The 26,787-nt window shown below is 65.7% G+C and carries 23 protein-coding genes and 2 riboswitches; of the genes, 2 read left to right on the top strand and 21 right to left on the bottom strand.

All coding sequences use genetic code 11. The features are described from left to right. Positions 1–337 precede the first annotated feature (337 nt). On the top strand, positions 338–2,251 hold the full coding sequence (locus Q7V46_RS04795) for a DEAD/DEAH box helicase (protein ID WP_304912376.1): 1,914 nt from the start codon (positions 338–340) through the stop codon (positions 2,249–2,251). A 121-nt stretch (positions 2,252–2,372) separates the two neighbouring features. Next, complete coding sequence (locus Q7V46_RS04790) at positions 2,373–3,902, top strand: cryptochrome/deoxyribodipyrimidine photo-lyase family protein (RefSeq protein ID WP_304912375.1); 1,530 nt, start codon at positions 2,373–2,375, stop codon at positions 3,900–3,902. Positions 3,903–3,938: 36 nt separating this feature from the next. Here Q7V46_RS04790 and atzF read toward each other — a convergent pair whose 3' ends face one another. The 21 genes from atzF to Q7V46_RS04685 form a co-directional block, all read right to left on the bottom strand. Continuing rightward, positions 3,939–5,777: an allophanate hydrolase gene (atzF, locus tag Q7V46_RS04785; RefSeq protein ID WP_304912374.1), complete on the bottom strand. Its 1,839-nt coding sequence runs from the start codon at positions 5,775–5,777 to the stop codon at positions 3,939–3,941. A 74-nt stretch (positions 5,778–5,851) separates the two neighbouring features. Then, positions 5,852–9,481 carry an urea carboxylase gene (gene uca / locus Q7V46_RS04780; protein WP_304912373.1) on the bottom strand — a complete coding sequence of 1,210 codons (3,630 nt, stop codon included), beginning with the start codon at positions 9,479–9,481 and terminating at the stop codon, positions 5,852–5,854. 92 nt (positions 9,482–9,573) lie between these two features. After that, complete coding sequence (locus Q7V46_RS04775) at positions 9,574–10,242, bottom strand: urea amidolyase associated protein UAAP2 (RefSeq protein ID WP_370690282.1); 669 nt, start codon at positions 10,240–10,242, stop codon at positions 9,574–9,576. 160 nt (positions 10,243–10,402) lie between these two features. Beyond that, on the bottom strand, positions 10,403–11,101 hold the full coding sequence (locus tag Q7V46_RS04770) for an urea amidolyase associated protein UAAP1 (protein ID WP_370690284.1): 699 nt from the start codon (positions 11,099–11,101) through the stop codon (positions 10,403–10,405). Positions 11,102–11,261: 160 nt separating this feature from the next. Then, positions 11,262–12,122, bottom strand: a complete 861-nt coding sequence (locus Q7V46_RS04765) for an ABC transporter ATP-binding protein (RefSeq protein ID WP_304912371.1) — start codon at positions 12,120–12,122, stop codon at positions 11,262–11,264. A gap of 5 nt (positions 12,123–12,127) precedes the next feature. Further along, positions 12,128–12,994 carry an ABC transporter permease gene (locus Q7V46_RS04760; RefSeq protein WP_304912370.1) on the bottom strand — a complete coding sequence of 289 codons (867 nt, stop codon included), beginning with the start codon at positions 12,992–12,994 and terminating at the stop codon, positions 12,128–12,130. Between the two features lie 57 nt (positions 12,995–13,051). Next, positions 13,052–13,173, bottom strand: a riboswitch (guanidine-I (ykkC/yxkD leader). A 185-nt stretch (positions 13,174–13,358) separates the two neighbouring features. After that, positions 13,359–13,676, bottom strand: coding sequence for a hypothetical protein (locus tag Q7V46_RS04755; protein WP_304912369.1), 318 nt, complete (start codon positions 13,674–13,676; stop codon positions 13,359–13,361). Between the two features lie 138 nt (positions 13,677–13,814). Then, the gene (locus Q7V46_RS04750; RefSeq protein ID WP_304912368.1) at positions 13,815–14,597 is read right to left on the bottom strand and encodes an amino acid ABC transporter ATP-binding protein; all 783 of its coding nucleotides are present in this window, start codon (positions 14,595–14,597) and stop codon (positions 13,815–13,817) included. Between the two features lie 28 nt (positions 14,598–14,625). Further along, complete coding sequence (locus tag Q7V46_RS04745) at positions 14,626–15,282, bottom strand: amino acid ABC transporter permease (RefSeq protein WP_304912367.1); 657 nt, start codon at positions 15,280–15,282, stop codon at positions 14,626–14,628. Further along, the gene (locus tag Q7V46_RS04740) at positions 15,279–15,926 is read right to left on the bottom strand and encodes an amino acid ABC transporter permease (protein ID WP_304912366.1); all 648 of its coding nucleotides are present in this window, start codon (positions 15,924–15,926) and stop codon (positions 15,279–15,281) included. The genes Q7V46_RS04745 and Q7V46_RS04740 overlap by 4 nt, the downstream gene beginning before the upstream one ends. Before the next feature lie 27 nt (positions 15,927–15,953). Next, entirely contained in the window at positions 15,954–16,793 is an 840-nt protein-coding gene (locus tag Q7V46_RS04735; protein ID WP_304912365.1) for a transporter substrate-binding domain-containing protein, read from the bottom strand. 175 nt (positions 16,794–16,968) lie between these two features. After that, complete coding sequence (locus Q7V46_RS04730; RefSeq protein ID WP_304912364.1) at positions 16,969–17,733, bottom strand: hypothetical protein; 765 nt, start codon at positions 17,731–17,733, stop codon at positions 16,969–16,971. A gap of 55 nt (positions 17,734–17,788) precedes the next feature. Beyond that, positions 17,789–18,595: an N-acyl homoserine lactonase family protein gene (locus Q7V46_RS04725; protein ID WP_304912363.1), complete on the bottom strand. Its 807-nt coding sequence runs from the start codon at positions 18,593–18,595 to the stop codon at positions 17,789–17,791. A 3-nt stretch (positions 18,596–18,598) separates the two neighbouring features. Next, complete coding sequence (locus Q7V46_RS04720) at positions 18,599–19,294, bottom strand: cysteine hydrolase family protein (protein ID WP_304912362.1); 696 nt, start codon at positions 19,292–19,294, stop codon at positions 18,599–18,601. Positions 19,295–19,355: 61 nt separating this feature from the next. Then, entirely contained in the window at positions 19,356–20,135 is a 780-nt protein-coding gene (locus Q7V46_RS04715; protein ID WP_304912361.1) for a creatininase, read from the bottom strand. Positions 20,136–20,139: 4 nt separating this feature from the next. Continuing rightward, complete coding sequence (locus Q7V46_RS04710) at positions 20,140–21,063, bottom strand: DMT family transporter (protein WP_304912360.1); 924 nt, start codon at positions 21,061–21,063, stop codon at positions 20,140–20,142. Positions 21,064–21,230: 167 nt separating this feature from the next. After that, complete coding sequence (locus Q7V46_RS04705; protein ID WP_304912359.1) at positions 21,231–21,977, bottom strand: SDR family NAD(P)-dependent oxidoreductase; 747 nt, start codon at positions 21,975–21,977, stop codon at positions 21,231–21,233. A 100-nt stretch (positions 21,978–22,077) separates the two neighbouring features. After that, positions 22,078–22,866, bottom strand: a complete 789-nt coding sequence (locus Q7V46_RS04700) for an SDR family NAD(P)-dependent oxidoreductase (RefSeq protein ID WP_304912358.1) — start codon at positions 22,864–22,866, stop codon at positions 22,078–22,080. A 117-nt stretch (positions 22,867–22,983) separates the two neighbouring features. Beyond that, positions 22,984–23,994 (bottom strand): fatty acid desaturase, encoded by a 1,011-nt coding sequence (locus tag Q7V46_RS04695; protein WP_304912357.1) that lies wholly within the window; start codon positions 23,992–23,994, stop codon positions 22,984–22,986. A gap of 239 nt (positions 23,995–24,233) precedes the next feature. Continuing rightward, complete coding sequence (locus tag Q7V46_RS04690; RefSeq protein WP_304912356.1) at positions 24,234–25,271, bottom strand: ABC transporter substrate-binding protein; 1,038 nt, start codon at positions 25,269–25,271, stop codon at positions 24,234–24,236. A gap of 52 nt (positions 25,272–25,323) precedes the next feature. Further along, positions 25,324–25,424: riboswitch (guanidine-I (ykkC/yxkD leader) on the bottom strand. 214 nt (positions 25,425–25,638) lie between these two features. Further along, on the bottom strand, positions 25,639–26,787 hold a 1,149-nt coding region (locus Q7V46_RS04685; protein WP_304912355.1), incomplete at its 5' end, for an acyltransferase family protein.

The following is a 26,787-nucleotide window of genomic DNA, read 5'->3' as shown; positions in this document are numbered from 1 at the left end:
ATTCAGGGTATTCCCTGAATCTGTGTGATAATCAAAGGCTTCGCAGGCAACTGCGATGATTTGTGCATCTGCCTCACACACCAGGCCCCCCGAACACGGGGTTGACGCGCAGCCGGCAACGGCTCGCAGCAGCCCGCCAAGCTTTTCAGCCTGGCACAGCGGATGGGGCCTTCGCTCCCGGCGTCAACTCTTGTGACCCATGGCGCGTTGATCGTTTGATGGTTGATGTTTTGTAACCACGAACGGATCTAGCGCCCCGGAGCTGCCACCCATTGAGGTCGGCATCCCATTCAGCGTCTGCATTCGATCAATTGCGCGTTTTTGCGCATGGACGAACATGAGCGACTCTTTTGAAGCCCGCGGCGAATTCACGCCCGAAATGAACTCTGCCGACACCGAAGCAGAGATTTCCACATCCCCCATGGCCGAGCCTGAAGTGCCCGCCGGCCCCAATGGTTTTGAGCTGATTGGCCTGGCGCCTGAACTGGTGCAGGCCTGTGCAGACCTTGGCTATCTGCAGCCCACGGCCGTGCAGAACAACGTGATCCCCAAGGCCATGCTGGCCGAAGGTGAGCAGCGTTTTGCCGACCTGATGGTCTCCAGCCAGACGGGTAGCGGCAAGACCGCGGCCTTCCTGCTGCCTGTGCTGCACACCTTGCTGCAACAGCGTGCCGACGCCGAAGCCCATGAGCGTGCCGAGCGCGAGCGCCTGTCTGCCGAAGCGATTGCCCGCGGCGAAGCGCCTCCCAAGGCGCCCAAGCGCAAGGACCCCACCAGCCCGCGCAATTTCAAGGCCGCCACCCCCGGCGCCCTGATTCTGTGCCCCACGCGTGAACTGGCCCAACAGGTGGCCAACGACGCCATTGACCTGGTGCGCCATTGCCGTGGTCTGCGCATTGCCAACGTGGTGGGTGGCATGCCTTACCAGATGCAGATTGCGCGTCTGCAGAATGCCGACCTCGTGGTGGCCACTCCCGGGCGCCTGCTGGATCTGCAGCGCTCGCAGCAGCTCAAGCTCGACAAGGTGCAGTTCCTGGTCGTGGACGAGGCCGACCGCATGCTGGATCTCGGCTTTGCCGACGACCTGGCCGAAGTCAATGAACTCACCAGCCAGCGTCGCCAGACCATGATGTTCAGCGCCACGTTTGCGCCACGCATCCAGCAGCTCGCCATGCGTGTGATGCACGACGGCGGCAAGCATGTGCAGAAGGTGCAGATCGATTCGCCGCAGGAGCAACACGCCAACATCAAGCAGGTGCTGTTCTGGGCCGACAACGCCGACCACAAGCGCAAGCTGCTCGATCACTGGTTGCGCGACACCAGCATCAACCAGGCCATCGTTTTCTGCAGCACGCAGATCGAATGCGATGGCTTGGCCACCGACCTGCAACAGTCCAACTTTGCAGCCGTGGCGCTGCATGGTGCCCTGAGCCAGGGCATTCGCAACCGCCGCTTGATGGCGCTGCGTGCCGGCCAGGTGCAGATTCTGGTGGCCACCGACGTGGCGGCCCGTGGCATTGACGTGCCCACCATCACCCATGTGTTCAACTTCGGCCTGCCGATGAAGGCCGAGGACTACACCCACCGCATTGGCCGCACCGGTCGTGCGGGCCGCGATGGCCTGGCGGTGACCTTTGCCGAACTGCGTGATCGCCGCAAAATTTCCGACATCGAAGGCTATACCCGTCAACGCATCAACGTGGAAACCGTGCCCGGCCTTGAGCCGCGCCAGCGCGCACCGCAGGCCGACACCTTCGGCCGTGGCCGCCCGCCAGCGCGCGGTGGTGACCGCTTCGGTGGTTCCAACGACCGCTTCGCCGACCGCCGTGGCCCAGCCCCGCGAGGCCCGCGTTTTGAAGGTCGTCCGGAAGGCCGCGCTGAAGCACCGCGTACCGAATTCCGCCGCCCAGACGCGCGCTTTGATCCACGCTTCGAAGGCCGTGCCGAGCCACAGCGCCCCGAAGGCCGTTTCGACAACCGGGGTGACAACCGCGGCGAACAAGGCGGCTACCGCCCCGACACGCGCCCGGCTGCCGGCCGCGGTTTTGGTGATCGTGCTCCGGCCCGCACCGTGGGCAAGCCGGGTGGCTTCTCCAGCTTTGGCCGCAGTGACAAGCCGGCAGGTGCCGGCGATCGCGGTGGTTTCAGCGACCGTGGCAACGCCGAGCGCGGCGCCATGCGCGGCGATTTCCAGCCACGACGCAACGAAGGCGGCCCCGCTCGCCCGGTCGCACGTCGCAGCCCACGCTGATCCGGTTCCAGCCGCTTGAAAAAACCAGACCTTCGGGTCTGGTTTTTTTTCGCTTGAATGTTGTCTTCACCGTAATGGCCTCCGTCGTGCACTGCGGGCAAGCTGCCGCGAGAATGACGCCATGACGTACCGGGTGGTGTGGTTCAAGCGAGATCTGAGAGTGCATGACCACGCGCCGCTGGCCGAGGCTGCCCGGCTTGGGCCGGTGCTGTGCCTGTATGCGCTGGAGCCTGTGCTGTGGCAGCAGCCCGATGCTGCGCGGCAACACCTGGCTTTTGTTCAGGAAAGCCTGCGCGATCTGCAAGTGGAACTCAAGTGCCTGGGTGGTCGGTTGCATTTCGCGGTGGGTGATGCTGTCGACGTGCTGGATCGACTGCATCGGCAGTCACCGTTTCTAGGGTTGTTTTCGCATGAAGAATCGGGCAACGCAGCCAGCTACGAGCGCGACCGCCGCGTGAAGCTTTGGTGCGAGGCGAACGCCGTGCCGTGGCGTGAGTATCGCCAGTTTGGCGTGGTGCGTGGCTTGCGCGAGCGCAAGCATTGGGTGCGGCAGTGGGAGCAACTTGTGCAAAGCGAGCTGATGCCATCGCCTGCGCTGCAAGCTGCCGAGGTGCTGCGCTCAAACGATCCATGGCCGAGCGCAGACTCGCTGGGTCTGGAGGTACACGAGCCAGACCGGCGCCAACGGGGCGGACGCGCCAATGGCCTTGAGATGTTGCAGAGCTTTCTGACGGACCGCAGCGCCACCTACCTAGGCGGCATCTCTTCACCACTTTCGGCTTCACATGCGTGTTCAAGGCTCTCGCCGTATCTCACCTGGGGTTGCCTGAGTCTGCGCGAGGTGGTGCAGGCCGCCCGCCTCCGCATGGGCGACCCCGCCCTGCCGACCCGCCAGCGTCTGGGGCTGGAAGGATTCATGAGTCGATTGCACTGGCACTGTCACTTCATCCAGAAGCTCGAAACCGAGCCGGCCATCGAGCACCACAACATGCACCGGGGGTACGACGGCCTGCGCGAAAGCGACCACAACGAGGTCCATTTGCAGGCGCTCAAGGACGGCCGAACGGGCTGGCCGCTGGTCGACGCCTGCGTGGCCATGCTGCGCGAGACCGGATGGATCAATTTCCGCATGCGAGCCATGCTGGTGTCGGTGGCGGCGTACCCGTTGTGGTTGCACTGGCGCCCGGTGGGCGAGTGGCTGGCGCGCCAGTTTCTCGACTACGAGCCCGGCATTCACTGGAGCCAGATGCAGATGCAGTCCGGCACCACAGGCATCAACACCACCCGCGTCTACAACCCGATCAAGCAGGCACGGGACCATGACCCTGATGGGCACTTCGTTCGCCACTGGTTGCCTGCCATGCAGAAGGTACCCGACGCCTGGCTGTTTGAGCCCTGGCGCATGCCGCCCGAAGTCCAGACACGGTGTGGCGTGGTGGTAGGCGAGGACATCGCCATGCCACTGGTGGATCTGGAGCAGGCCACACGCGAAGCGAAGCAGCGCGTGTATGCCTTGCGCACCGACCCGGCGATAGCAGCCGTTCAGGCCGACATCGTGCGCCGCCACGGCTCTCGCAACCGGAGCGCCGAGAACCTCTCAAGGCCGCGCAGTCCGGAAGTTCAGGCGCAGGCGAGCCTGGATTTTTCCTGACCGCTGGCGCGGTGTTCCATCGGCACCAGCCTGTCTTCAGCGCGGCGCACCCGCTGCCAGCCAGGCCCGCCATCCGCCGAAGTGGGTGATGTCGGTGCCGCCTTCCACGCCGAGACCTTCGCAGATGAAGCCCGTTGCTTCGCTGCCGTCTTCCAGCTTCACTTTCCCGATGCCCAACGGCGCAGGAATGCCGGCCACGAAACTGCCGAAGAGGGCGGCTGGTACTTCCCACACTTCGAGTGCGATCGACGCGCCGCCTTCTGCCATGCGCACCATGCCTGGCCGCTGCACGGGGCCGCCTGCCAGCGCGTACAACCGGTACTCGGGTGCCGACAGCGGGCTGCCCACGATGCGTGCGCCGCGTGAAGTGAGTTGGTGGTTGAGTGGCAGACCCGAAAGATGCGCGCCGCACACCGCCACGCGCACGGTGCCTGCGCCCGCGGTGCCCAACTCGCCCGACGGCAGACCGGTGCAGGTGGGGACCGATGCCACGTTCGTGGTTGTGGAACCGAGGTGCCCATCCACGAGCCGGTGGAAGCGGTCGGCCAGGCGCAGCAGCGGCAAGTCCTTGAACGCGGGCGCCACCAGAGTCACGCCCCAGGGCAGGCCTTGTGCCGGCCCACTGGCCAACCGGCCTGCGGGTACCGCCACGGCACTGAGATCAAGCAGGTTCACGAAATTGGTGTAACGGCCCAGATTCGAGTTCAGGCGGATCGGGTCGGCCTCCATGTCGTCGATGCGGTAGATGGTGCCTGCGGTGGGGGTGAGCAGGCAGTCCACATCGTTCCACACGCGGTCGCAAATGCGCCGCAATGCCTTCAGCTTGTAGGCTGCGGCGAAGGCTTCGGCGGCGGTCTTGTCGCGGCCCCCTTCGATGATGGTGCGCACTGGACCGAACACGGCCTCGGGCTGCGTGTCGATAAAGCCCTGAATGGCGACATAGCGTTCAGCCACCCAGGGCCCTTCGTAGAGCAGCCTGGCGGCTTCAAGAAAGGGCGTGAGGTCGAACTCGACCGCGATGCCACCCATGGAAGACAGCCGTTGCACCGATGCAGCGAACAGTTCCGATGCCGCGTCGTTGCCAAAGAATTCCAGGTCTTGTGCACGGGGCACGCCGAAGCGGAACGGGCCAGCGCTGAAGTCCACACCCATGGGTTGTGCCGGGCGGCTGTAGGCATCGGCTTCATCGAACGCGGCCACAGCCCCCAGCACGGCTTGCGCATCGCCTGCCGTGAGCGCGAGGATGGACACCGTTTCCACCGATCGGCAGGCCGGCAGCACGCCCGTGCCCGAGAGCAGGCCCAGCGTGGGCTTGAGGCCGATCAACTGGTTGAACGACGCGGGCACGCGCCCAGAACCAGCGGTGTCCGTGCCCAGCGCAAACGTGACGTAGCCCCTGGCCACCGCCACAGCCGAGCCCGAACTGGAGCCGCCGGAAACGAAGGCCGGGTCGTGCGCGTTCTGGCAGGCGCCATAAGGTGAACGTGTTCCGTTCAGGCCGGTGGCGAACTGGTCGAGATTGGTCTTGCCCACCGGCACCGCACCCGCCGCCAGCAGTTGCTGGATGACGAAGGCGTGTTCGGATGGCGTGAAGGCAAATTCAGGGCAAGCGGCGGTGGTGGGAATCTGCGCCAGGTCGATGTTGTCCTTGATGGCGAAGGGCACTCCGTACAGCGGCAGGCTGGCGGGGTCCGCTCCGTCGAGGCGGGAGACAAAGGGTTCGATCTCATCGCTGCCGAGGAGGTGGATATACGTGTGGTGCGTATCGGCTGCACTGCGGCGCAGCGCCTCGCCGATCACTTCCCGCACGGTGAAGCCGTCGCGGTAGGCGGCCTGTACGCTGGCGAGGTCGAAAGACAGTTGGTGCAAAGACATGGTAGGGCCTCCGAAGGGTATCGCAGTGATGGGTGACGAGTGGGTGTGGCGTGTGTGCATGAAGGTGTCAGGCGTCACGCCAGGCAGGTGGTCTTTTCCACCAGCACCAGCACGTTCTGCCCGGCAGCCACCGAGCCGCCCTGTGTGCAAAGAAGGCGGTGCACCGTGGCGTCGGCAGGTGCGAGCAGGTTGAACTCCATCTTCATGGACTCGATCACCATCAGCACGTCACCGGCTTGCACCTGCTGGCCTTCGCTCACGGCCACCTTCCATACGGAGCCCGGCACGCTGGTGGCGATCAGGCGTCCACCTTCGGGCAGGTCGATCTCGCTGTCTGGGCCAGCGGCCTCCACGTCGGCTTCGCTCGTGACCTCGGCCAGACCGGCGGCAGCCCAGCGTTCGCGCTCGGCCTCGAATGCCGCCTGCTGCCTGGACTTGAAGGTGGCGATGCTGGCCGCGTTGTCTGTGAGGAAGCGGCGGTGGTCCTTGAGGCTGAATGTGCCTTCCACGGTGCGCAGCGCGTAGCCACCGTGAGGGAAATCAGCGCGGATGCGCAGCAGCTCATCCTGGCTCACGGGACAAAAGCGGATCTGGTCGAAGAAGCGCAGCAGCCAGGGCTGTTCGAATACCGTGCCCGCTTCGCCGTGGCGCCAGCGGTTCCACATCTGCAGCGTGCGGCCGACGAACTGGTAGCCGCCCGGGCCTTCCATGCCGTAGACGCAAAGATAGGCGCCACCGATGCCCACGGCGTTTTCCGGCGTCCAGGTGCGCGCCGGGTTGTACTTGGTGGTCACGAGGCGCTGGCGCGGGTCCAGCGGCGTGGCCACCGGCGCGCCCAGGTACACGTCGCCCAGGCCCAGCACAAGGTAGGGCGCCTCGAACACCGTGCGGTACACATCCTCGATGCTGTCCAGTCCGTTGATGCGGCGGATGAACTCGATATTGCTCGGGCACCAGGGCGCATCGGGCCGCACCGACAGCATGTACTTGTCAATCGCCAGCTTCGTCTGCGGGTCGTCCCACGAGAGTGGCAGGTGCACGGTGCGGCTGGGCACCACCATGTCGTCCACCGGTGGCAGCGCGGCCTCCGCCGCGATCAGCGTTTGCAGCAACGCGTCGCGGCTGATCAGCGCCGGGTCGAAGTGCAACTGCAACGAACGGATGCCGGGCGTCATGTCGATGATGCCGGGCAGCTGGCCTTGGGCCTGCAGGTCTTTCAACGCCGTCATCAGCACGTGCACCCTCAGGCGCAGCTCGATGTCCAGCACCAGCGGACCGAACTCCAGCAGCAGGTAACGATCACCGGCCTGGCGCACCACCATGGCGGGCACGTCTTCGCGCGCCGGGTCTTCGTGAATCACCGGTGAGGTGTGCGCCAGTGCATCGTCTTGCGGTGCCGCGGGCAGCGAGCCATCCAGAGTTGCCAGGGCGAGCTCGACCGCCGCTTCGCGCTCGCCCGCCTGCGCCAGCGAGAGCCGGTGGAAGCGCACCGTGTCGCCCGGGCGCAGTTGGCCCAGCTTCCACAGCTCGGCATTCACCACCACGGCGGGGCAGACGAAGCCGCCGAGGCTCGGCCCATCGGGCCCGAGGATCACGGGCATGTCGCCGGTGAAGTCGATCGCGCCGATGGCGTAGGCGTTGTCGTGGATGTTCGACGGGTGCAGCCCCGCCTCGCCGCCGTCGGCGCGAGCCCACTGGGGCCGGGGGCCGATCAGGCGCACGCCCGTGCGGCTGCTGTTGTGGTGCACCTTCCAGTCGGTGGCGAAGAAGGTGGTGATGTCGTCTGGCTGGAAGAAGTCGGGCGCACCGTGTGGGCCGTAGAGCACGCCCACGTCCCAGTGGTGACCGTAGGTGGGGATCAGTGCGGGGGGTGTGATGGCGGCAGCGTGAGGGGCCGTGCCCGTGAGGTGCAACACATCGCCTGCGCGCAAATGCCGCCCGGCGTGGCCGCCGAACTGGCCGAGCGTGAAGGTGCTGCGGCTGCCGAGGTAGGCGGGTACATTCAGCCCGCCGGCCACGGCAAGGGCCAGCCGCACGCCCGCTTCGGTGCGGCCTACGGTGAGCGTGCTGCCCGCGCTGATTTGAAGCGTCTTCCACATCGCCACCGGCTGGCCGTCCAGCGTGAGCTTTACCGGCGCGCCGGTCACGGCCACCACGGCGTCGGTGTTGAAGCGCAGCGTGGGACCGGCCAGCGTGATCTCCAGCGCGGGGGCGTCGGGCGCATTGCCCACCAGCTGGTTGGCGAGGCGGTGCGCGTAGGCGTCCATCGGGCCGCTGGGGGGCACACCCACGTCCCAGTAACCGGTGCGGCCCGGCCAGTCCTGCACGCTGGTCTGCACGCCCGGTTCCAGCACCTCGATGGTGGCGGGCCGGTACTCGAAGCTGTTGAGGAAACGCGTGACCTGCCGGCCTTCGCGGAACACCGCGCTGCGCACCACCTGGCGCAGGTAGTCCAGGTTGGTTTCGATGCCGGCCAGGCACGTCGCGTCCAGCGCGGCTTCCATCTTCAAGAGCGCCTGCTCGCGGGTGTCGGCGGTGACGATGAGCTTGGCCAGCATCGGGTCGTACCAGGCGGGCACCTCGGTGCCGCGTTCCACCCAGCTGTCCACGCGCACATCGGCGGGGAACACCACTTCGGTGAGCAGTCCTGCACTCGGCTGGAAATTTTTCGCCGGGTCTTCGGCGTACAGCCGCACCTGGATGGAAGCACCCTGTGGCGTGGGCTGCAGCGTGTGCAACGGTGGCAGATCACCGGCGGCCAGCTGCAGCATCCAGGCCACCAGGTCCACGCCGGTCACCTGCTCGGTCACGCCGTGTTCCACCTGCAGGCGCGTGTTCACTTCCAGAAAATAGAACGCGCCGCTGGCCGCGTCGTAAACAAACTCCACCGTGCCGGCGGAGCGGTAGTTCACCGCCTGCGCCAGCCGCACGGCGGTGGCGTGCAGCTCGCTGCGTTGTGCGTCGCTCAGGCCGGGCGCTGGCGTTTCTTCAATCACCTTCTGGTTGCGCCGCTGCACCGAACAGTCGCGCTCGCCCAGCGCGATCACGCTGCCCGTGCCGTCGCCGAACACCTGCACCTCGATGTGGCGTGCCTGCTCCACGTACTTTTCCAGGAAAAGGCCGGCGTCCTTGAAGTTGGCCTGTGCAAGCCGCCCCACGCTCTCAAACGCATCACTCAGATCGGCCGCATTCCACACCAGCCGCATGCCGATACCACCGCCGCCCGCCGTGCTCTTGAGCATGACCGGGAAGCCGATGCGCTCGGCCTCCAACTGCGCCTGCGTCAGATCGCTCAACAGACCCGAGCCGGGCAGCAGCGGCACGCCACGCTGCTCAGCCAGATCACGCGCCGTGTGCTTCAAACCAAAGGCGCGCATCTGCGCCGGCGTCGGGCCGATGAAGGCAATGCCCGCGGCCTCGCAGGCTTCGGCAAAGCCCGGGTTCTCCGACAGGAAACCGTAGCCGGGGTGGATGGCCTGCGCGCCGCAATCCTTCGCGATCTGCAGGATGCGGTCGGCCCGCAAGTAGCTTTCCGTCGCAGGGGCCGGGCCCAGAAGGAAGGCCTCGTCAGCCTCGCGCACATGGCGGGCCTGGGCATCGGCTTCGGAATACACAGCCACACTCCGCACGCCCAACTGCTTGAGTGTGCGGATGATGCGGCAGGCGATGGCGCCGCGGTTGGCAATCAGGACCTTGCTGAACATGAGGTGAACCTCGGAACGAAAAAGGCAGGCCGTCCTGCGAAAGGGTTGTGCTGCTGCGGGTCGTCCCGCAGCAGCGGTTCACACAAGATCGTTCAGACGGGATTCCAGACCAGCAACTGAATCGGCGTCGGGTTGTAGGCGTTGCACGGGTTGTTCAACTGCGGGCAGTTGCTGATGAGCACCCACACATCCATCTCCGCGCGCATCTCCACATACTTGCCCGGGCCGGACACGCCATCCTCAAAACTCAGCGCACCATCGGCTGTGACCGGCACGTTCATGAAGAAGTTGATGTTGGGTACCAGGTCGCGCTTGCCCAGGCCCACGTCGGCGTGTTGCAGGGCAATGAGGTAGTTGTCGCGGCAGCTGTGCATGAATTTCTTTTGCAGCGCGTAGCGCACGGTGTTGCTTTCGGCTGCGCAGGCACCACCCAGCGTGTCGTGCCGGCCACAGGTGTCGGCCACGATGGTGAGCATGGCGTTGCCGTCGTTGCTGCGGATGACGGAACCCGTGGTGAGGTAGATGCCGCCCTGGCGCTGCATGGTGTCGGTGGCGCTGTAGTGTTCGGCCGGGTCGTGCCGGTTGTAGAACAGCACGTCGGCGGCCTGGTTGCCTTCAAGGTCGACGATGCGCAGCGTCTGCCCGCGCTTCACTTCAAACAGGATGGGCTCGCCCGCGGGGTGGCGCTGGTTCCTCACGGCGTGGGCCGGGTCCAGCTGGCTCTCCAGAATGCGGATGTCGGTGGCGGTGGTGGCTTGCATGTTGCAGATCTCCAGACTCGGGTTCTCAATTCAGCTGGGTGGTCAGCGGGGACTCGTCCAGACGCACCGCAGAACCGGCTTTGCCGGCTGCAGGTGCGGTCCCCCCTCCAAGCCGAAGGCGCCAGGGAGGGGGGAAGACGCGAAGCGGCGCAGGGGGGTGTCACGCATACAGCATGTCGGTGTTGTGCAGGGCGCGCGCGTTTTCCGGGCGGAAGGCGCGGCACACGTCATTCGCCGGTGCGGTGCCGCAGCGCCAGGCCAGCAGGCCCACTTTCTTTGGGCTGTAGGCGGGCGCGGTGTCCAGCCCATGGGGCGCGGTGCTGATGGCCACGATCACGTCCATGTCGAAACGCAGCTCCACGAAGTCACCGGCCCTGGCGTGGTTGGGCGCAAAGGCAAAGCGGCCTTGCACGTCCACGCCCACCTTGCTGAACAGGTTCACCGGCGCGATCAGGTCGCGCTTGCTCAGGCCGTGCTTGCCGATCTCGATCAGCAGACCATCCCTGCCCGAACGGTGCATGGCGTTGCGGTTCGCCTCATAGCGCTTCTCGCCGTATTTCTGCTGCATCAGCTCGTTGTCGAGCAGGGCGCCCAGGGGGTCGTGCCATCCAAGGCTGTCGGCTGTGAAGCTGGCCATGCTGCGGCCCATGTCGCTCATGAGCACATGGCCGCGCGTGTAGTGCGCGGTATGCTGCGCCTTCAGGCTGTCGGGCATGTTGTAGCGTTCCAGTTTTTCCAGCGCGCTGTAAAGCACCAGGCTCACGTTGGCGCCGGCCTCCAGGGCGACGAAGCGCATGGCACTGCCGCGTGGCATGCGCCAGCTCCAGTGGCTGCCACCGGGCACCACTTCACTCCACATGGCGCGGGCTTCGTCCACGCCTTCAAGCGATGCGGCGGGGAAGCGTTGCCACAAGGCCGGGGCGTCCACGGGTGAGGCCTGTGGTGGGTTGGGCGGTACCTCGGTGAGCGGGTCGTTGAGGGTGGTGTCGTGGGGGGTCATGTGTGGGTCTTCCTAAATTTCAGACGATGGCGCCGGTCATGCGCTGAAGCTGTTCCAGGTCGGTCTTCATGCCCGATGTTTCGCGGATGCGATCGAGGATGTCGCGCTTCAAGCGCACGAACTCGGGCGCGTGTTTCAGGTCTTGCTGGCGCTGATCGCCAAAGGGCACGTCGTAGACGGTGTCGATGCGCCCCGGGCGCGGTGCCATGAGCACCACGCGGCCGCCCAGGTACAGTGCCTCTTCCACGTCGTGCGTGACGAACACGATGGTCGACTTTTCCAGCTTGTGCACGTAGCGGATCAGGTCGTGCATCACCTCGCGGGTCTGTGCGTCCAGTGCGCCAAAGGGCTCGTCCATGAGCACGATGTCGGGGCGGCCCATGAGCGCGCGTGCGATGGCCACGCGCTGCTGCATGCCGCCTGAAAGCTGGTTCGGCCACGAGCGCGCAACCGGCTCCAGGCCCATCAGGCGCAGCAGTGCATCGGCCCGGCCTTCGGCGGCTTCCACGTCGGCCGAGGTGCGGCCTTCGGTGTGGGCCGCAAGCTGGCGACAGAACTTGATGTTTTCGCTCACCCGCATCCACGGGTACAGGCTGTAGTGCTGGAACACCATGGCGCGGTCGATGCCCGGGCCGGTGACGGCCTGGCCGTCCACCAGCAGTTCGCCCGAGGTCTGCACCTCCAGCCCGCCAATGGTGCGCAGCAGCGTGGACTTGCCGCAGCCCGATGCACCCACGAAGGTGACGAATTCGTTTTCGCAGATGTTGAGGTTGATGCCTTCGAGTGCGTTGATCGGCGCGCCATCGAAGTGCTTGCAGACGTCGCGGATCTCGATCTTGGGCAGCGCGATCGGCGGGCGGGGCATGGGGTTGGTGCTCATGGTGTTCAGCCCTTCAGATAAAGCCATGGGAAGGCGCGGCGGTGCGCGAGGCGGAACAACTGGTCCGTGATCAACCCGATGAGGCCGATGACGATGATTCCCGCGAAGATGGTGTCGGTCTGCAGGAAGCGCTGCGCCCGCAGGATGGCGTAGCCCAGGCCCGAATTCGCGGCCACCAGCTCGGCCACCACCAGGTAGGTCCAGGCCCAGCCCATGGTGATGCGCAGGGTGTCCAGCAAGGCCGGCTTGGCGCTGGGGAAGATCACCTTCTCCACCAGCTCGCTGCGGCTCGCGCCCATGGTCTGTGCGGCTTCCACCTGCGCGGCCGGCACCCGGCGCACGTCTTCGGCCACCATGAGCACCATTTGAAAGAAGGTGCCAATGAAGATGATGGCGATCTTTGAACCCTCGCCAATGCCCACCCACAGCATCACCAGCGGAATGAACGCCACCGCCGGCATGTAGCGCACGAAGTCGGTCAGCGGTTCCAGCAGCGCCTGCACCGCGCGAAACGAACCAATCATCAAACCCAGGGGCAAGGCAATCACGGCCGAGAGCAGAAAGCCTGCCACCACCCGGTAGATGCTGATGCCCATGTCTTCCATCAGGCCAGTTTCAGTGATCCAGGTCCAGGTCTTGTTCAGTACCTGTAGCGGCGCCGGCAGGAAGGTGGGGTCCAGCCCGCCCCAGGCGGCCAGCATGGTCCAGAGCACCAAAGGGGTGAACAGCCCCACCAGGGCAAGCACCCAATAGGTGCGCCGCGCAATGGGCGCACGCACCGTCCAGAGGTTGGAACGCCTCCGGGGCACCGCTCGCGCAGGCGGTGCCGCGCTGGGGCGCACGGCAACGGTGGGGTGGGTCTGAGAAGACATGCGGGGCTCCTGAACGGGGGACAAAACACGGAGAGGCATGTGCTTTGCAGCGCAAGCGTCTCCCGGGCTTTTGTCCCTCCGTGGAACCACACGATCGTGGCCGACTGCTCTCGGACCAGACGGCTCAGATGGCTACGTTGAAGCAGTGATCTGAGCCCGGAACCCTAGCGGTCTTCAAGGCTGGCGGTGTGCTGGGCACAGCGCCTCTCTTGGTTTAAAACAAGCAAGTATGGTGCCAGTATGCATTTGCTCGCAGAAGGATTGAAGTGGTGAGTGACGCAAATGAGCCAGGTCCCTTCGCCACACCGTCTGTCCACATGCAGCAGGTTGCATTTGAGATCTGGGTTGCTGTGCAGTAGATCAATCATCCGCCCTTGCGGTGCATCCCATGCCCCTGCATGCACTTCGCGGGGTCCATACCCTCATGCATGGACTTCATGTGCTCGGCCCTCAGTGCCTGCCGCTCCGCCTGAGTCTGGGCGCTCATCATCTTCTCGTGCATGGCCTGCATTGCTGGCGTGTGTTGCATGCGCCTGTGCATGGCATGTGGCGCGCCTACTGGCGAAGTTCCGGCAGCCTGGTGAGCAGCGTGACCTTCCACGTTGGCCGCCGGGCCAGGGCCCGCGCAGGCTGTCAACAGGGCGGCGGCGGACAGCGCCAGAATGGTGTGAAAGGGTTTCATGGGGGCTCCAGAGGTTGTGGTGCCTGTTGGGCATCGTTTCAGGGCCGATGGTTCCGGCCCGCGCGTGGTCATTGCCGCGGGATTGACGCAGGTCAAGTAAATGCGTCCGAGTGGGCCAGGCCGGCGCCGGGTCAGGCATCAGCCAATGGCTGCTCGGCCGTCGGCATAGCGCCGAAGGAACTGCCGCCCACGCTCGGTGCTCGGCGCTGAAAAGAACTGTTCGGGTGCGCCGGTCTCCACCACCACGCCCCGGTCCATCAGGATCACGCGGTGGGCCGCTTCGCGGGCGAAGGCCATCTCGTGCGTCACTACCACCATGGTCATGCCTTCGGTGGCGAGGTCGCGCATCACCGCCAGCACCTCGCCCACCAGTTCGGGGTCGAGCTCGCTGGTGGGTTCGTCGAACAGCAACAGCACAGGCTTCATGGCCAGCGCGCGGGCAATGCCCACGCGCTGCTTCTGTCCGCCAGACAGGCGGGCGGGAAAGATGTCGCGCTTGTCAAGCAGACCCACCCGCTGAAGCAAGGCCTCGGCATCGGCGCGCACCTCGTCTTTTGGCCGGCGCTGCACGTGCAGCGGCGCTTCCATCACATTTTGCAGTACGGTGAGGTGCGGCCACAGTGCGAACTGCTGAAACACCATGCCGATGCGGGTGCGCACGAGCGCAAGCTGCCGGTCGGTCATCACCACCCCGCCCGAGGTGACGCCGATGGGCTGGTTGTCGAGCAACACACGGCCGCTGTCCGGGCGCTCCAGCCAGTTGATACAGCGCAGCAGGGTGGACTTGCCCGAACCCGAGGGGCCGAGCAGGCACACCGTCTCGCCGTGGGCCACGGTGAAAGTAATGTCTTCGAGCACGCGCAGGCTGCCGAATCGTTTGCTGATCGATATGACACTGAGCAGGGGGGCGCGCGTGGGCATGGTTGTGCAGGTCCCTGGGCAGGCTGGCTCAGCGGCGCGCCTCTGCCATGCGACCCACGGCGGAGACGCCGGCCTCCACCACCAGGCAGAGTGCCCAGTACAGCAGCACGGCGGTGACGAAAGCGGCGAACGGAATGAAGTGGCGCGCCTGGATGGAGCTCACCGCGTGAGTGAGTTCGGGCAGTGTGATGATGGTGAGGAAGGCGCTGTCCTTGATGATCTGGATCACCTGGTTGCCCAGCACCGGCGCCGACGACAACGCCAGCGGCGGCAGAACGATGCGGCGGAACAGGCCGAATCCGCTGTAACCGAAGGCCAAGCCGGCTTCGATGGGCGCGCGCGGCTGCGCCGTCCAGGCCGCACGCAGGATTTCTGCCATATAGGCTGAGTGGTACACGGTAAGCGCCAGCAGGCCGGCGCTCCAGGCGTCGAACTGCAGGCCGATCGAGGGCAGGCCGTAGTAGACGATGTAGGCGAACAGCAGGAAGGGCGTGCAGCGCGCGGCGTCCACAAACACCTTGGCCGGCGCGGACAACCACGGTTTCGGGCTCATCAGCAGCGTGGAGAGCAGGGCGCCCAGAAGCAGACCGACCAGCGCGGCCAGCAGCGACAGGATGACCGTGTTGCCCAGGCCCGAGAGCAGCAGCCCGCGCTCGGACCACACGATGGCGAAGTCATTCATCATGCGACGGCCTCGCGCCGCACCAGGCGGCGCTCGACCCAGCGCTGCGCGCTCACCAGCGCAAACACGATGGGAATGTAGATTGCCAGGGCCACCAGGAACGGCGGCAGCGGCTCGTAGGTCTGCGCGCCGATGCGCACGGCGGCGCGCGTGATGTCGACCACACCCACCACGGCAAGCACGGGTGTGAGCTTGATCAATAGCGACATCTCGTTGATGAGGCCGGGCAGCGCGGTGCGTGCGATCTGCGGCAGCACGATGCGGCGGAAGCGCAGCACGCGCCCCATGCCGACGGACTGCGCAGCCTCGAGCTGGTCTTTCGGCAAGTCCAGGAGTGCCGCGCGCCACACCTCGCAGTTGAAGGCCGCTGTGTTCAGGGTAAGGGCCAGCAGGCCGGCGGTCATTGGCCCCATGGAAATGCCGGCACTGGGCAGCGCGAAGAACAGCAGCAGCACCAGGGTGACCAATGGGGTGGCGCGCAGCAGGCTCACGTAAACCGCCACCGCCTGATTGAAGATCGGCACCTGGCCCCAGCGCAGCAGCGCCAGCCCCAGCCCGAGCGGCAGCCCCAGCGCGATGCCGGCGACCGACAGCAGCAGCGTGGTCCACGCGCCGTTGAAGATGGTCAGAACATCGGCATGGCTCATGCGACGGGCGCCAAAACCGGAGGGCGTTCACTGCTCGGGCGTGTAGCTCACCGGCAGGTTGAAGGATTCGCCGAACCACTTCTTCTGCAAGGCTGGCATCACGCCGTTGGCCTTCTGCGCGGCAATGAAGTCGTTCATGAACTTCTGCAGCTCGGTGTTGCCCTTCTTCATCGCCCACGCCGGGTACGAGTTGCCCGACACCGCCTGGCCCAGTTCGAACACGGCCGGCTTTTCGGCCACCAGCGCCTTGAGGTTGATGACGGTGTTGATCACGTAGTCGGTGCGCTTCAGGGCGAGGTCCTGGTAAGCCTCGGGGTAGGACGCGTATTCCACGACCTTGCCGATCTTGCCGCCGTCCTTGGCCAGCATGGCTTGCAGCTCGGGCAGGCGGCTCAGGAAGGCGCTGCCGGTCTGCACGCCCACGGTCTTGCCGTTGAGATCCTTGATGGACTTGATGCTGCTGTCGTCCTTGCGCTTCACATAGAAGTGTGTGGCGTCGGCGATCGGGCTGGTGAAGTCGAGCGACTGCGTGCGCTCCTTGGTCATGAGGATGGCGCTGATGGCGATGTCGTACTTGCCCGTCGCCACACCAGCCAGAATGCCGGGCCACGGCAGGATTTCCTGGCGGATCTCGAACGGCGCGTATTTGCGAAGTGCGTCGACCATCTCGTGGTTGAACCCGGTGGGTTTGCCGTCCTTGATGAACTCAAAGGGCTTGAAATCGTCTTCGGTGACAACGATGAGATAGCCGCGCTTCTTGATCTCGTCGAGGTTGGCTGCTTGCGCGGTGCCGGCCCACAGGGCGAGTGGCAGCAGCAGGGCGGCGAGCACGCCGCGGCGGTTGAATGCAGGGGTGGCGGGTGTCATGGTGAAGCTCCTGGTGAATGAGGGTGGGCGGGTGTCGAACGCATCACCATCCGCGCAAGTTGCATGCCCATGGAAAGGCCATGGAAGCGTGTGTGCAGGGACGAAGCCGACCCACCCGCTGGCGAGCGCGGTGCATGCGCCGGGCAGCGCACGGCGACGGTGCGTGGCCGGCGCTTCAGTCGGGTGCGTGCCACTCCAGCACGTGCCAGCGCGGTGGCATGCCGTTGCTCATCACGTTCACGACGGTGTTGCTTATGCGCTCGAGCGTGAAGGTCATGGCATGGCCTTCGAGCGCGGGCCGCGTGGCGCGCTCCACCGTCCACATGCCGTCGATCCACGTGCCGAAAGCAATGGTGAAGTTGAGCAAGGCGCTGGCTTGGTGCGGGTGGCGCTGCATCAGGTCGGCCAGCGTTTCGTCGGGCGCCAGGTCGGCGGGCCATGGTGTGTCGCGCGGGCACAGGTGCATGAGGTAGCGGCCACACACCAGCAGGCGCTCGGCGGTGGGTTCGCCGTTGGGGCCCAGGCGCGCGAGCGCGATGCGTTGCCCGATTGAGCCGGGCAGGCGCTCCCACACTTCCAGGTAGGTGCCGTGGATGCCGGTCTCGATCACGCGGTCGGGTGTTTCGAACACCATGTGGCCGGCATCTGGTGTGCTGCGTGGTGGCTGGAAGTCGATGGTGCGTTGCCAGGTGCAGACTTCGGGTAGCGCTGGGTCGGGCCGTGTGATGGCGGTGGTGCCGGCGAAGCCTTGTTGTTGCGCGCGCCCAGGCGGCGTGCTGCGGTCGGCTTCAGCGGGCACGCGCAGGTCGCCGTGCCACAGGCCGGTTTGCAGCCAGCGCACCCAGGTGGTGGTGTCGCGGCCTTCGGGCGATTCGAGCAGGGTGCGCTGCCACACGCCGTGGTAGCGCTCGGGGATGGGGGCGGCGGTTGGGGTGGTCATGTGTGCGTGGATGGGCTTCGACAAGCTCAGCACGAACGGCGGTGTGCGCAAGCGTTCAGGTGCATGGGGTTGGAAACGGGGGCAGGCTTCGGTAGAAGGCCATGTCGTGGTTGGGCCAGAGCTGGGCGCCGGTTTCGCTCGCCAGGGCCTTGAGCTTGCGGATGCTTTCCACCGCCTGCGCTTCGCGGCCTTGCCAGAGGGTGCCCGGCGCGATTTCGTCGGTGATGTTTTCCTGCAGGTCGGCCGCATCGCCCGCGAGCAGCACGGGCTGGCCGGTGGGCAGTTCGATCAGCAGGGACATGTGGCCGGCGGTGTGGCCGGGCGTGGCCACGGCGGTGACGCCGGGGGCCACGGTGTATTCGCCGCGCTTCAGGCAGAACTGCAGGGCACGGCCTTCGTCATCGATGAGGTCGTCTTCGAACACCGCGCCATCCAGGCCGCTGCAGGCGGCGTCCCATTCGTCTCGCTGCAGGTGGATCTCGGCGCCGCAGCCGCAGCGCTTCAATTCCTTCAGGCCGCCCGCGTGGTCGAAGTGCAGGTGGCCGATGAAGATCAGGTCCACATCGGCGGGCGTGAGGCCCAGGCGCGCCAGGTGGTGCGGCAGGCGCTGCTCCTCGCGCATGTCAGGTGCGCCCATGTCGAAGGTGGCGGGGTTGTAGTAGCGCTCGCGCAGCACAGGGTCTTGGATTTTGGCGTGGTCGCAGCCCACGTCGTAGAGGATGCGGCCATTGGGCGTTTCAATGAGGTAGGCGAGGATGGGTGCCTCAATCACTTCGCCCTTGCCCCGGTTGAAGGTGGAGATGGACTTGTCGTAGCGGTGCGTGGCTGTGAGCAGGGGCCAGAGGCGCAGGGGAGGTGCCATGGTTCAGATCCCGGTGAAGGCTTGTACCCAGGTGGTTGCCCGGTTTTCCAGGGCTGGGCCGCCCAGTGCTGCCACCACCTCGGCGGTGCTGCATACGCGGCCGAAGATGCCACCCTCCACCCCGATCATGGCCAGTGCCGGTGCCTGCAGCGAGGGGTCGCTGGCGGCGGTGGCGTCGCCGACGGTGGTGCAGGTGTAGCCACGGTCGACCGCTTCGCGCAGCGTGGAGTGCACGCAGACCTCGGTGGTCACGCCGCAGAGGATGATCTGCTGCACGTGGTGGTCGGCCAGGACCTGTGCCAGACGCGTGAGGTGGAAGGCACCATAGCCGGGCTTGTCGATGACCAGTTCGCCTTTGGCAGGCTTGAGTGCGTCCACAAAGTCGTGGCCCTGTTCGCCGCGCACCAGCAGCCGCCCCAGCGGGCCCTGGCTGCCAATGGGTGCGCCGGCCGCCATGCTGCGGTCCATCTTGGCGGCAGGGCAGTCGCTCAGGTCCGGCAGGTGGCCTTCGCGGGTGTGCACCACCAGCAGACCTGCGGTGCGCGCTGCCTGTAGCAATTTCTGTATGTTCGCAATGGGTTCGCGCAGGCGCTGCACGTCCATGCCGGCCTGGTCGGCGTAGCCGCCGGGGCTGCAGAAGTCGCGCTGCATGTCGATGACGATGAGCGCGGTGTGCGCAGGGGGAAAAGCGGCGCTCACTGGACTACCCTCCGTGCTACGCACTGCGGGGCTGAACGCCTTCGGAGCGACCGTGCGGCGCTCATGGTGCCGGCCTCTCAAAGCCGGTTGCGATGGCTTCGGCCATGCGGCGCGTCACTTCGGTGGCCAGCAGTTGGCCCTTGGTGGCGTCGGAACCTTTGGCAGACGAAAGCACGCCCGAGGCCGGCACCCAGTCGGTGCGCGGCGGATACATGTCGTAGGGAGGGAAGTCGGCCGGGCCGTCGCTGGGCAGCAGGTCCATGCGCACGAGGTTGGGGTGGTAGTGCAGCATCATGGACGTTTCCAGCACGGCGGCGTGCTCCAGCGCGAAGCCGGGAAAGCCGTCGGGGAACACGTCGCCCAGGGTGTCGGGTGTCATGAAATCCCAGTACTCGAGGCGCATCACCTGCAGTGTGGTGCCGGGTCCCAGGTCGCGCAGGCCGAGGTCGATGCCTTCGATCAGGAACCACTGGTTCTCGTAGTGGCCGTTGACGATCACGAGCTTGGTGAGTCCGTGCCTTGCGAACTCGCGCACCGCGTCGCGCACCTGGCCGATCAGGGTGGCCGCGTCCACGCTGGTGGTGCCGCAGAAGTGCTGACCACCACCGCATTTGGGCTGCGACTTGTAGCCGTAGCTGAGCGTGGGCGCCACCAGACCGCCCACCAGAGCGGCGGTGTCGGCGGCCACGGCGCTGGATAGCAGGCCGTCGGTGCCCAGCGGCAGGTGCGGGCCGTGCTGTTCCAGTGCGCCCACGGGCAGCAGCACAGGTGGCTGGTCGCGCTGGATGCGATGCTGGTAGTCGACCCATGAAAGCTGGTTCATCCAGACGGTGTCGTTCATGTGTTCATCCTCCTGTGGTGGCGGGGTGTGCCAGGGCAGGTTTTGTCGTGGGGGCGGGCGTGCCGCCCAGTGCTTCCACCAAGGCAGCCACAGCAATGAGCGTGCCGCCAGCCCAGCCCAGCGGCGTGAGCGTTTCACCGCCGAACCACAGCGCGGTGAGCACCGCCACCACCAGCTCGGCCAGCAAGATCACGCCAGCGCGGCTGCTTTCCAGGTGGGTGACACCGAACTGCCAGGTGGCGGTGGCCAGCAGCAGCCAGCCAAAGCCGTAGGCCAGGATGCCGAACCACACCAGCGCGCCCATGGTCGGCACGCTGTGGCCCAGCGCACCGGTGGTCACGAGCGAAATCGCGCCGCAGCCGGCGAACACCGCTAGCGTTTTGGTGCGCATGGGCACGGCCTGCGCGGCACGCGCGAGAATGTTGTTGGCTGCAAACGCAAAGCCGGCCGAGAGAGCGAGGAAGTCCACGAAGCTGAGCGAGAGGCTGACCACACCCGGCCCGCCCAGCACCATCCACAGGCCCACGATGGCGGCCACCACCGCGGCCCAGCGCAGCGGCGGAATGCGCTCCTTCAGAAACAGCCAGCCCCCCAGCACCGACCACACGGGCGAGAGGTAGAACAGGAACATCACCCGTACCACGTCGCCCATCATCAGTGCGTTGACGAAGGAGGTGTTGGCCCAGCCACCCACCAGCGCCAGCGCGAGAACAAAAACCCACTGCGACCGCCACGCACCGCGGTCGCGCCAGATGAAGGGCAGCGCACACAGGCCCACCAGACCATACGAGAGCAGCGACACCACCGGGCCGCTCAGGCCCTGCGCAATGAACCACTTGAGCGGCACCCACGACAGGCCCCAGAGCGAGGCCGAGAACAGCAGCACGCCGGTAGCGAGGCGGTCAGAGGGGTTGGACGGAAGAAACATAAAACTCAGAAGGTGTGAATGGGTTCGGCGTGATCGAGCAGGCCACAGCCAAGGTTCCAATCAAGGCGCAAAGCGCAGCCGTAGCTCGCGCTACGGCGGGCATTTGCAACGCCGAGTGGGGCCTTGGATGGGGGATGAGCGGTCATGGCGAATCCATTCGCACCTTCTCAGGGCATGACGGAGCCGCCGTTGGGGCCCAGCACCTGGCCGCAGTAGAAACGCGAGAGGTCGGAAGCGAGGAACAGCGCGGTGGCCGCAATCTCCTCAGGCTCGGCCACGCGGTGTTGCGGAATGGCGAGTTCTTTCTCCATCCACGCCGGGCTCATGTTTTCCAGCGAAACCATGGCGGTGTTGACCGGGCCGGGCGCGATGGCGTTCACGCGAATACCGTGTGGCGCGAATTCGCGCGCCAGTGAGCGCGTGAGCCCGATCACGCCGGCCTTGGCGGCGCAGTAGGGCGCGTAGTTCTCGCGGCCGAGGATGCCAAGGTCGGACGCGAGATTGACGATGACGCCGCTGCCGCGAGCCACCATGCCGGGCAACACCGCGCGCGCCATGAGGAACACCGATTTCAGATCGACGCCGAGCATGCGGTCCCATTCGGCTTCGGTGGTTTCAAGGAAAGGCTTTTCCTGGATGATGCCGGCGTTGTTGACGAGAACATGCACCTCGCCCCCCTCGTTCACGAGTCGTTGCACATCGGCGGCAAGGCTCACATCGGCATCGATGGCGATCGCGTCGCCGCCTGCGTTCTTGATCGCCTGCACCACGGCCTGTGCCTGCTCGTTCTGATTCAGGTGGTTCACCAACACGCGCGCACCGGCCTGCGCGAACAGGAGGGCGATGGCGCGCCCGATACCGGTGGCGGCGCCGGTGACCAGCGCGGTCCTGTCGTGCAGCGAAATGAGGTTCATTCGCCGGTTCCCGTGCGCCACACTGTGTTCACTGGAAGACCCTCCGTGCTGCGCGCCGCGCGCTGCGGGGCTGAGCGCCCTCGGAACGGTCGGGCGGCGTTCATGCCATCACCTCGCCATGGCTGGTCACAATGCACTGGCCGGTGATGGGCGACGCGCCCGCGCTGGCCAGGAAGAGGAACACGCCGGCCAGGTCGTCGGGTGTGAGCATCGCCGGCATGGCCTGTTTCGCCAGGATTTCGCGCTCCACCTCGGCCTCGCTGCGGCCTTGTGCCTGCGCCATGGCGGTGAGCGAGCGCAGCGCGGCGGCGGTATGCACCCAGCCGGGGCACACCGCGTTGACACGAACGCCGCGCGGGCCCAGCTCCAGCGCCAGCGAGCGTGTGAGGCCCACGACGGCGTGCTTGCTCGCAGCGTAAGCCGAGAACCCCGCCACGCCAATGCGGCCCCAGATGGACGACTGGTTGATGACGCTCGCGCCGCGCGGCAGCATGGGCAGCAGGGCCTGCGTGAGGCGCACCATCGAAGTGACGTTGTTGTCCAGCAGGCTGGCCCAGCGTGCCATGGCGTCGGGCGCTTCGTCTGCGATGGGTGTGGGGTACTCAGTGCCGGCGTTGTTGACCAGCACATCGAGTTGACCGAAGCGTTCTTTCACGATCGCGGCCACGGCAGCCACTTCTGCGTCACTGCCGAGGTCGCACATGGCACTGCACACCCGGCTGCTGTGCAGCGATTCCACCAGCGCGTCGAGCGGTGCGGCAGAGCGGTCCAGCAACACGAGCTGAGTACCTTGTGCCAGAAACGCCCGCGCCAACGCGCTGCCGATGCCACCGGCCGCACCCGTGATGAGCACCGTCTTCCCCTGCAGTCCGTAGGTGGGGTCTGCCATATCAGCGTTCCCGGAAGTAAGGGGAAGCCAGACGAGAACACCGCCGGGCCGGCTTTTCCGGACGGCTGGTGTTGCCCCCTCTGGGGTAGCGCCAAAGGTGCTGCGGGGGGTGTGTCATCACACGGCTGTGAGAAATGAAACGCCCACGGCGCCGATGAACCCGTCCGCGCGGTGCGGGGTGCCGGGCGCCAGCACCTCGCCGTAGTCGCTGGCGAGCACCCGGGTCACGCGGTGACGGTGGTAGGCACGCAGCAACTCGCCCACCGTGACCACCTGGGCATTGCCGTCGGGGTACAGCTCGCGGTGCAGCTTCGGCAACTGGTACCAGGGTGCGACCGGGCGTTCGTGGTGCGCGTTGTGGAAACCGAAATTGAGCCAGACGAGGTTGAGCCACTTCGCATCAATGCTGACCACGTCGCTGTAAGTGTTGGCCTGTTCGTATGCACGGTCGCGCAGCTTGTCTTGAGGAATCGGGGTTTCATCAAGGATGGGGTAGGCGTCGTAGGTGTGCTGAAAGCAGTCGGCAAAGCGAAGCAGGTGCACGAACAGCAGGTAGGCCAGCGCGTAGAGGACCAATGCCTTGATCGACCACCAGGCCAGCAGCGCCCAGGCCGTGAGCCGCACGGCGGCGACACCGATCACACGACCGCGCGCTTCTTTCTTGCGTTCGCCCATGAAGGGCAGCGCGATCACGAAGCCGCGCATCACGAATTCCACCGCAGGGATGTGAAGCCATTCGAGCGCCAGCACCACCCGACGCACCAGCGGATGGGTACGCAGGAAACCCTGCAGGTCGAAGGTGATGACGTCGGCCCGCTCGATGTGGTGGCGCATGTGCTTGCGGCGCAGGTCGGCGAAGCTGGCGTAGGCGCTGCCGTTGATCCAGCTCATGAACTTGCCCCATCGCTCGTTCGCCTGCGGTGTGCGAAAGATGGCGTTGTGCGCGAACTCGTGGATGAAGTAGGCCGACCAGACGAGGGTCAACGCCACCAGCATCACACCCAGCACATTGAGCGCCCAGTGGGCCTGCCCCAACAGGGCAATGCCCACAGGCCAGCCCAGCACGGTGAAGGTCAGGGCGGCGGTGTTCGGCCACACGCCGTCTTCGTATCGAAAGACCGGTTTCATGGAGTTGCTTTCAAACGGGGCGCACCTGGGAGCTTGCGCAGCAGGACGACATCGGCTGCAACGCGTGGAGAAAAGTCCCGCCTCGCCCCCGTATTTCCGGCTGTGGCTACGGCCAAAGTCCTCAAAAGCGGGGCCAAATTGGGCTCTTTTCCCACACGTTTCGCCTCGATGTCTTCTGCCGCGCAGGCTCCTGGCCCGCTGCGCCAGCGCTTTGAGGCGCTGTTGCAGCGGCGCGGGGCTTACTTGGCGGCGAGAGCCTTGACGAGGCTGGCGTCGAAGGTGGCTTCGGTGGCGGGGATCTTCGTGATCTGGCCCTTGGCCTTGAGCAGCTCGGCGATGATTTCACCGCTGGCGTAGTACGAAGTGGTCTCCTTGGCTGGCATGAAGGCCTTGGGCATTTCCGCCAGGGGGATGTTGTAGACGCCACTGAGCTGTTCCTTCACCTCGGCAGCCGGCACACCCATGAATTTGCCGATGATCTTGTGGGCTTCGTCGGGCTTGGACTTCATGTAGGCCATGCCGTCCAGGTACGCCTTCATGATGCCGGTGATCTGGGTGGGCTTGGCCTTGATGACCTTGTCGTCAAACACCAGCACATCGGCAATCAGGCCAGGCGCGTCTTTGGAGGAAAACACCACCTTGAACTTGTTGCCGCCGCCCTGACTCAGGATCTGCGACAGGCTGGGTTCGTAGGTCACGCCGATGGGCAACTGGCCGGATGCCATGGCAGCCGGCACGGCCTCAGGCGTCATGCTCACCGGGCTGATGTCCTTCTCGCTCAGGCTCACCGTCTTGAGGGCGTAGGAGAGCAGGAAGTCCGACGGCGAGAGCGGGTTGTAGCCGATCTTCTTGCCCTTGAAGTCGGCCACCTTGGTGATGCTGCTGTCGGCCACGATGGCGTCACCGCCGTTGGAGTAGTCGATGGGCATGACCACTTTCATGTTGCGACCGGCAGCCACCTGACCGACCACCTGGTCGTAGGTCAGCATGCCACCATCGACCGCGCCCGAGGCGATGGCCGCTGGAATCAGGGCCGGGTCGTTGAAAACCTGCAGCGAGACCTTGAGGTTGTATTTCTTGTAGAGGTCCAGCGCCTCGGCCACATAAAACGGGCCGTAGCCGATCCACACCACCGTGGCGATCTTCATGGAGGCAGGGGTTTGTGCAAACGAAGTGAGGGCCGAGAGCGACAGCGCCAGGCCAAGCGCCGGCTTGAGGAAATGGTTGCGCCGCGATGAAGAGCGCAGGCCCGAAGTGTGTGGAACAGGGGTTTTCATCGGTGAGACTCCAAGGGTTGGTGGGACATGCAGGAAGACCGATCAGTGATCGTTCTCCCGGGCTTTTATCCCTCCGTGGAGCCTGCGATGAGGCCGGCACACTCTCGGACCAGACACCACATCAGCGTGGTCGGAACCCTAGTGCACCTGTACTGAGCATTTGACGGTCGAACCTCAAATCGCTCTTCTTGCACAGTTGTTGGAAGCAGAAAGCGTGCCAGCTTGTGCAAAGTTGATTTTGGCGGTTTGAACGACCGCCAGGCGCCGCAGCGAACCAAACGAGGGCCTGGTGGTGCGCTTGGACCGCGCGACATGGTGCACCCGCCGGGCCATGCCCTTTTGTGGTGCTCAGGGCGGCTCGGCGCAGTCAGTCGCCGCTTCCAGGCTGAAAAATCCGGGGTGCCAGCTGCTCTGCGAAATAGCGCACAGCGGCGGGTGCGAGGTGACCGTAGTCGTAGGACAAGGGTTCAGTGGCACTTTCGTTGAGGCGCGTCAGGCAGCCCTCTTCGTTGCAGAAGTAGTCCATGCCGGAGATGAACTCGATGTCCATGGCTTCGGCCCGCGCGCGCAGTTGCTGGGTCATTGCATCAACGCCAGGGTCCAGACGCCTGTTGAGGCGCAGAGGTGGAGGTCGGGTGACGGGACCTTTCTCCCATTCGTTGATCAGGATGCGGGGCAGGGGCCCTTGCCAGAAAGGCACCGCGCCCAGCACGATGATGCGGGGCACGCCGGCGCGCTTGATTTCGTCCACGGTGGCCTCCAGCGTGCTGATATCGTAGCGCCGGTGATGCCAGAGGGCGTAGAGCAGGACCACATCGGGCCTGGACTGTCGGATGGCTTCGATGGCGTTGTCATTCAGGCTCCCGCACAGCGGGCGTGCCTCTGGCCCGAGCACGGGTGGACAGCCCGCGCTGCTTCGTTCGCCAATGCCGAATTCGTATGGGCCGCTTTCCTGCAGTGCCTTGAAGCCGGGGTAAAGCGAGCCGGCGTGCGAGTCGCCCCAAAGGAAGACCAAGGGGCGCTTCTCTTCGATGCAAAAGTCTTTGTAGTCCGAGGCTGGGTTCTCGAATTCAAGCATGCAGTCGTTGAGACGCCAGCCCTGGATCACGGCCGGCAGTCCGCCGCGTGTCAGCAACTCCCTGACGGAAGGCGGGAACCGCTCGTCGAAGCCCTCGCGTTGCTGGATGGTGGTGCCCGCAGCGGCCACACCCACCATGGCGGTGCACAGCGCAGCGGTGACGGCGCGGCGGTTGAGTCTGCCAAAGCGCACGGGCTTCTCGATCAGCCGGTAGGTCAGCCACGCCAGCAGCACGCTCAGGGCCACCCAGCCCAGCTGGGTGGTCCAGACGGGTGCTTCTTCTCCGGCACGAAGGTATGCGAAGGTGAGCAGGGGCCAGTGCCAGAGGTAGAGCGGGTAGCTGATGAGTCCGACCCAGACCATGGGCCTGCTGGCCAGCAGGAGGCGGTTCAGGCGTGCGTGCGGCCCGGCCGCCATCAGCAGCACGGTGCCCAGCGT

Origin of the sequence: Hydrogenophaga sp. (assembly GCF_030651625.1) — a bacterium.
Taxonomy (GTDB): domain Bacteria; phylum Pseudomonadota; class Gammaproteobacteria; order Burkholderiales; family Burkholderiaceae_C; genus Hydrogenophaga.
This window is presented reverse-complemented; position numbering and strand designations above follow the sequence as displayed.

What these genes read in the sequence shown, in the direction of transcription:
- Q7V46_RS04770 (WP_370690284.1), bottom strand. Translation starts at nt 11,101, where the DNA reads ATGTGGAGTGAAGTGGTGCCCGGTGGCAGCCACTGGAGCTGGCGCATG.
- Q7V46_RS04740 (WP_304912366.1), bottom strand. Translation starts at nt 15,926, where the DNA reads ATGAGCCATGCCGATGTTCTGACCATCTTCAACGGCGCGTGGACCACG.
- Q7V46_RS04790 (WP_304912375.1), top strand. Translation starts at nt 2,373, where the DNA reads ATGACGTACCGGGTGGTGTGGTTCAAGCGAGATCTGAGAGTGCATGAC.
- Q7V46_RS04690 (WP_304912356.1), bottom strand. Translation starts at nt 25,271, where the DNA reads ATGAAAACCCCTGTTCCACACACTTCGGGCCTGCGCTCTTCATCGCGG.
- Q7V46_RS04765 (WP_304912371.1), bottom strand. Translation starts at nt 12,122, where the DNA reads ATGAGCACCAACCCCATGCCCCGCCCGCCGATCGCGCTGCCCAAGATC.
- Q7V46_RS04735 (WP_304912365.1), bottom strand. Translation starts at nt 16,793, where the DNA reads ATGACACCCGCCACCCCTGCATTCAACCGCCGCGGCGTGCTCGCCGCC.
- Q7V46_RS04700 (WP_304912358.1), bottom strand. Translation starts at nt 22,866, where the DNA reads ATGGCAGACCCCACCTACGGACTGCAGGGGAAGACGGTGCTCATCACG.
- Q7V46_RS04745 (WP_304912367.1), bottom strand. Translation starts at nt 15,282, where the DNA reads ATGATGAATGACTTCGCCATCGTGTGGTCCGAGCGCGGGCTGCTGCTC.
- Q7V46_RS04730 (WP_304912364.1), bottom strand. Translation starts at nt 17,733, where the DNA reads ATGACCACCCCAACCGCCGCCCCCATCCCCGAGCGCTACCACGGCGTG.
- Q7V46_RS04750 (WP_304912368.1), bottom strand. Translation starts at nt 14,597, where the DNA reads ATGCCCACGCGCGCCCCCCTGCTCAGTGTCATATCGATCAGCAAACGA.
- Q7V46_RS04695 (WP_304912357.1), bottom strand. Translation starts at nt 23,994, where the DNA reads ATGAAACCGGTCTTTCGATACGAAGACGGCGTGTGGCCGAACACCGCC.
- Q7V46_RS04775 (WP_370690282.1), bottom strand. Translation starts at nt 10,242, where the DNA reads ATGCAAGCCACCACCGCCACCGACATCCGCATTCTGGAGAGCCAGCTG.
- Q7V46_RS04795 (WP_304912376.1), top strand. Translation starts at nt 338, where the DNA reads ATGAGCGACTCTTTTGAAGCCCGCGGCGAATTCACGCCCGAAATGAAC.
- atzF (WP_304912374.1), bottom strand. Translation starts at nt 5,777, where the DNA reads ATGTCTTTGCACCAACTGTCTTTCGACCTCGCCAGCGTACAGGCCGCC.
- Q7V46_RS04725 (WP_304912363.1), bottom strand. Translation starts at nt 18,595, where the DNA reads ATGGCACCTCCCCTGCGCCTCTGGCCCCTGCTCACAGCCACGCACCGC.
- Q7V46_RS04715 (WP_304912361.1), bottom strand. Translation starts at nt 20,135, where the DNA reads ATGAACGACACCGTCTGGATGAACCAGCTTTCATGGGTCGACTACCAG.
- Q7V46_RS04755 (WP_304912369.1), bottom strand. Translation starts at nt 13,676, where the DNA reads ATGAAACCCTTTCACACCATTCTGGCGCTGTCCGCCGCCGCCCTGTTG.
- Q7V46_RS04705 (WP_304912359.1), bottom strand. Translation starts at nt 21,977, where the DNA reads ATGAACCTCATTTCGCTGCACGACAGGACCGCGCTGGTCACCGGCGCC.
- Q7V46_RS04710 (WP_304912360.1), bottom strand. Translation starts at nt 21,063, where the DNA reads ATGTTTCTTCCGTCCAACCCCTCTGACCGCCTCGCTACCGGCGTGCTG.
- uca (WP_304912373.1), bottom strand. Translation starts at nt 9,481, where the DNA reads ATGTTCAGCAAGGTCCTGATTGCCAACCGCGGCGCCATCGCCTGCCGC.
- Q7V46_RS04760 (WP_304912370.1), bottom strand. Translation starts at nt 12,994, where the DNA reads ATGTCTTCTCAGACCCACCCCACCGTTGCCGTGCGCCCCAGCGCGGCA.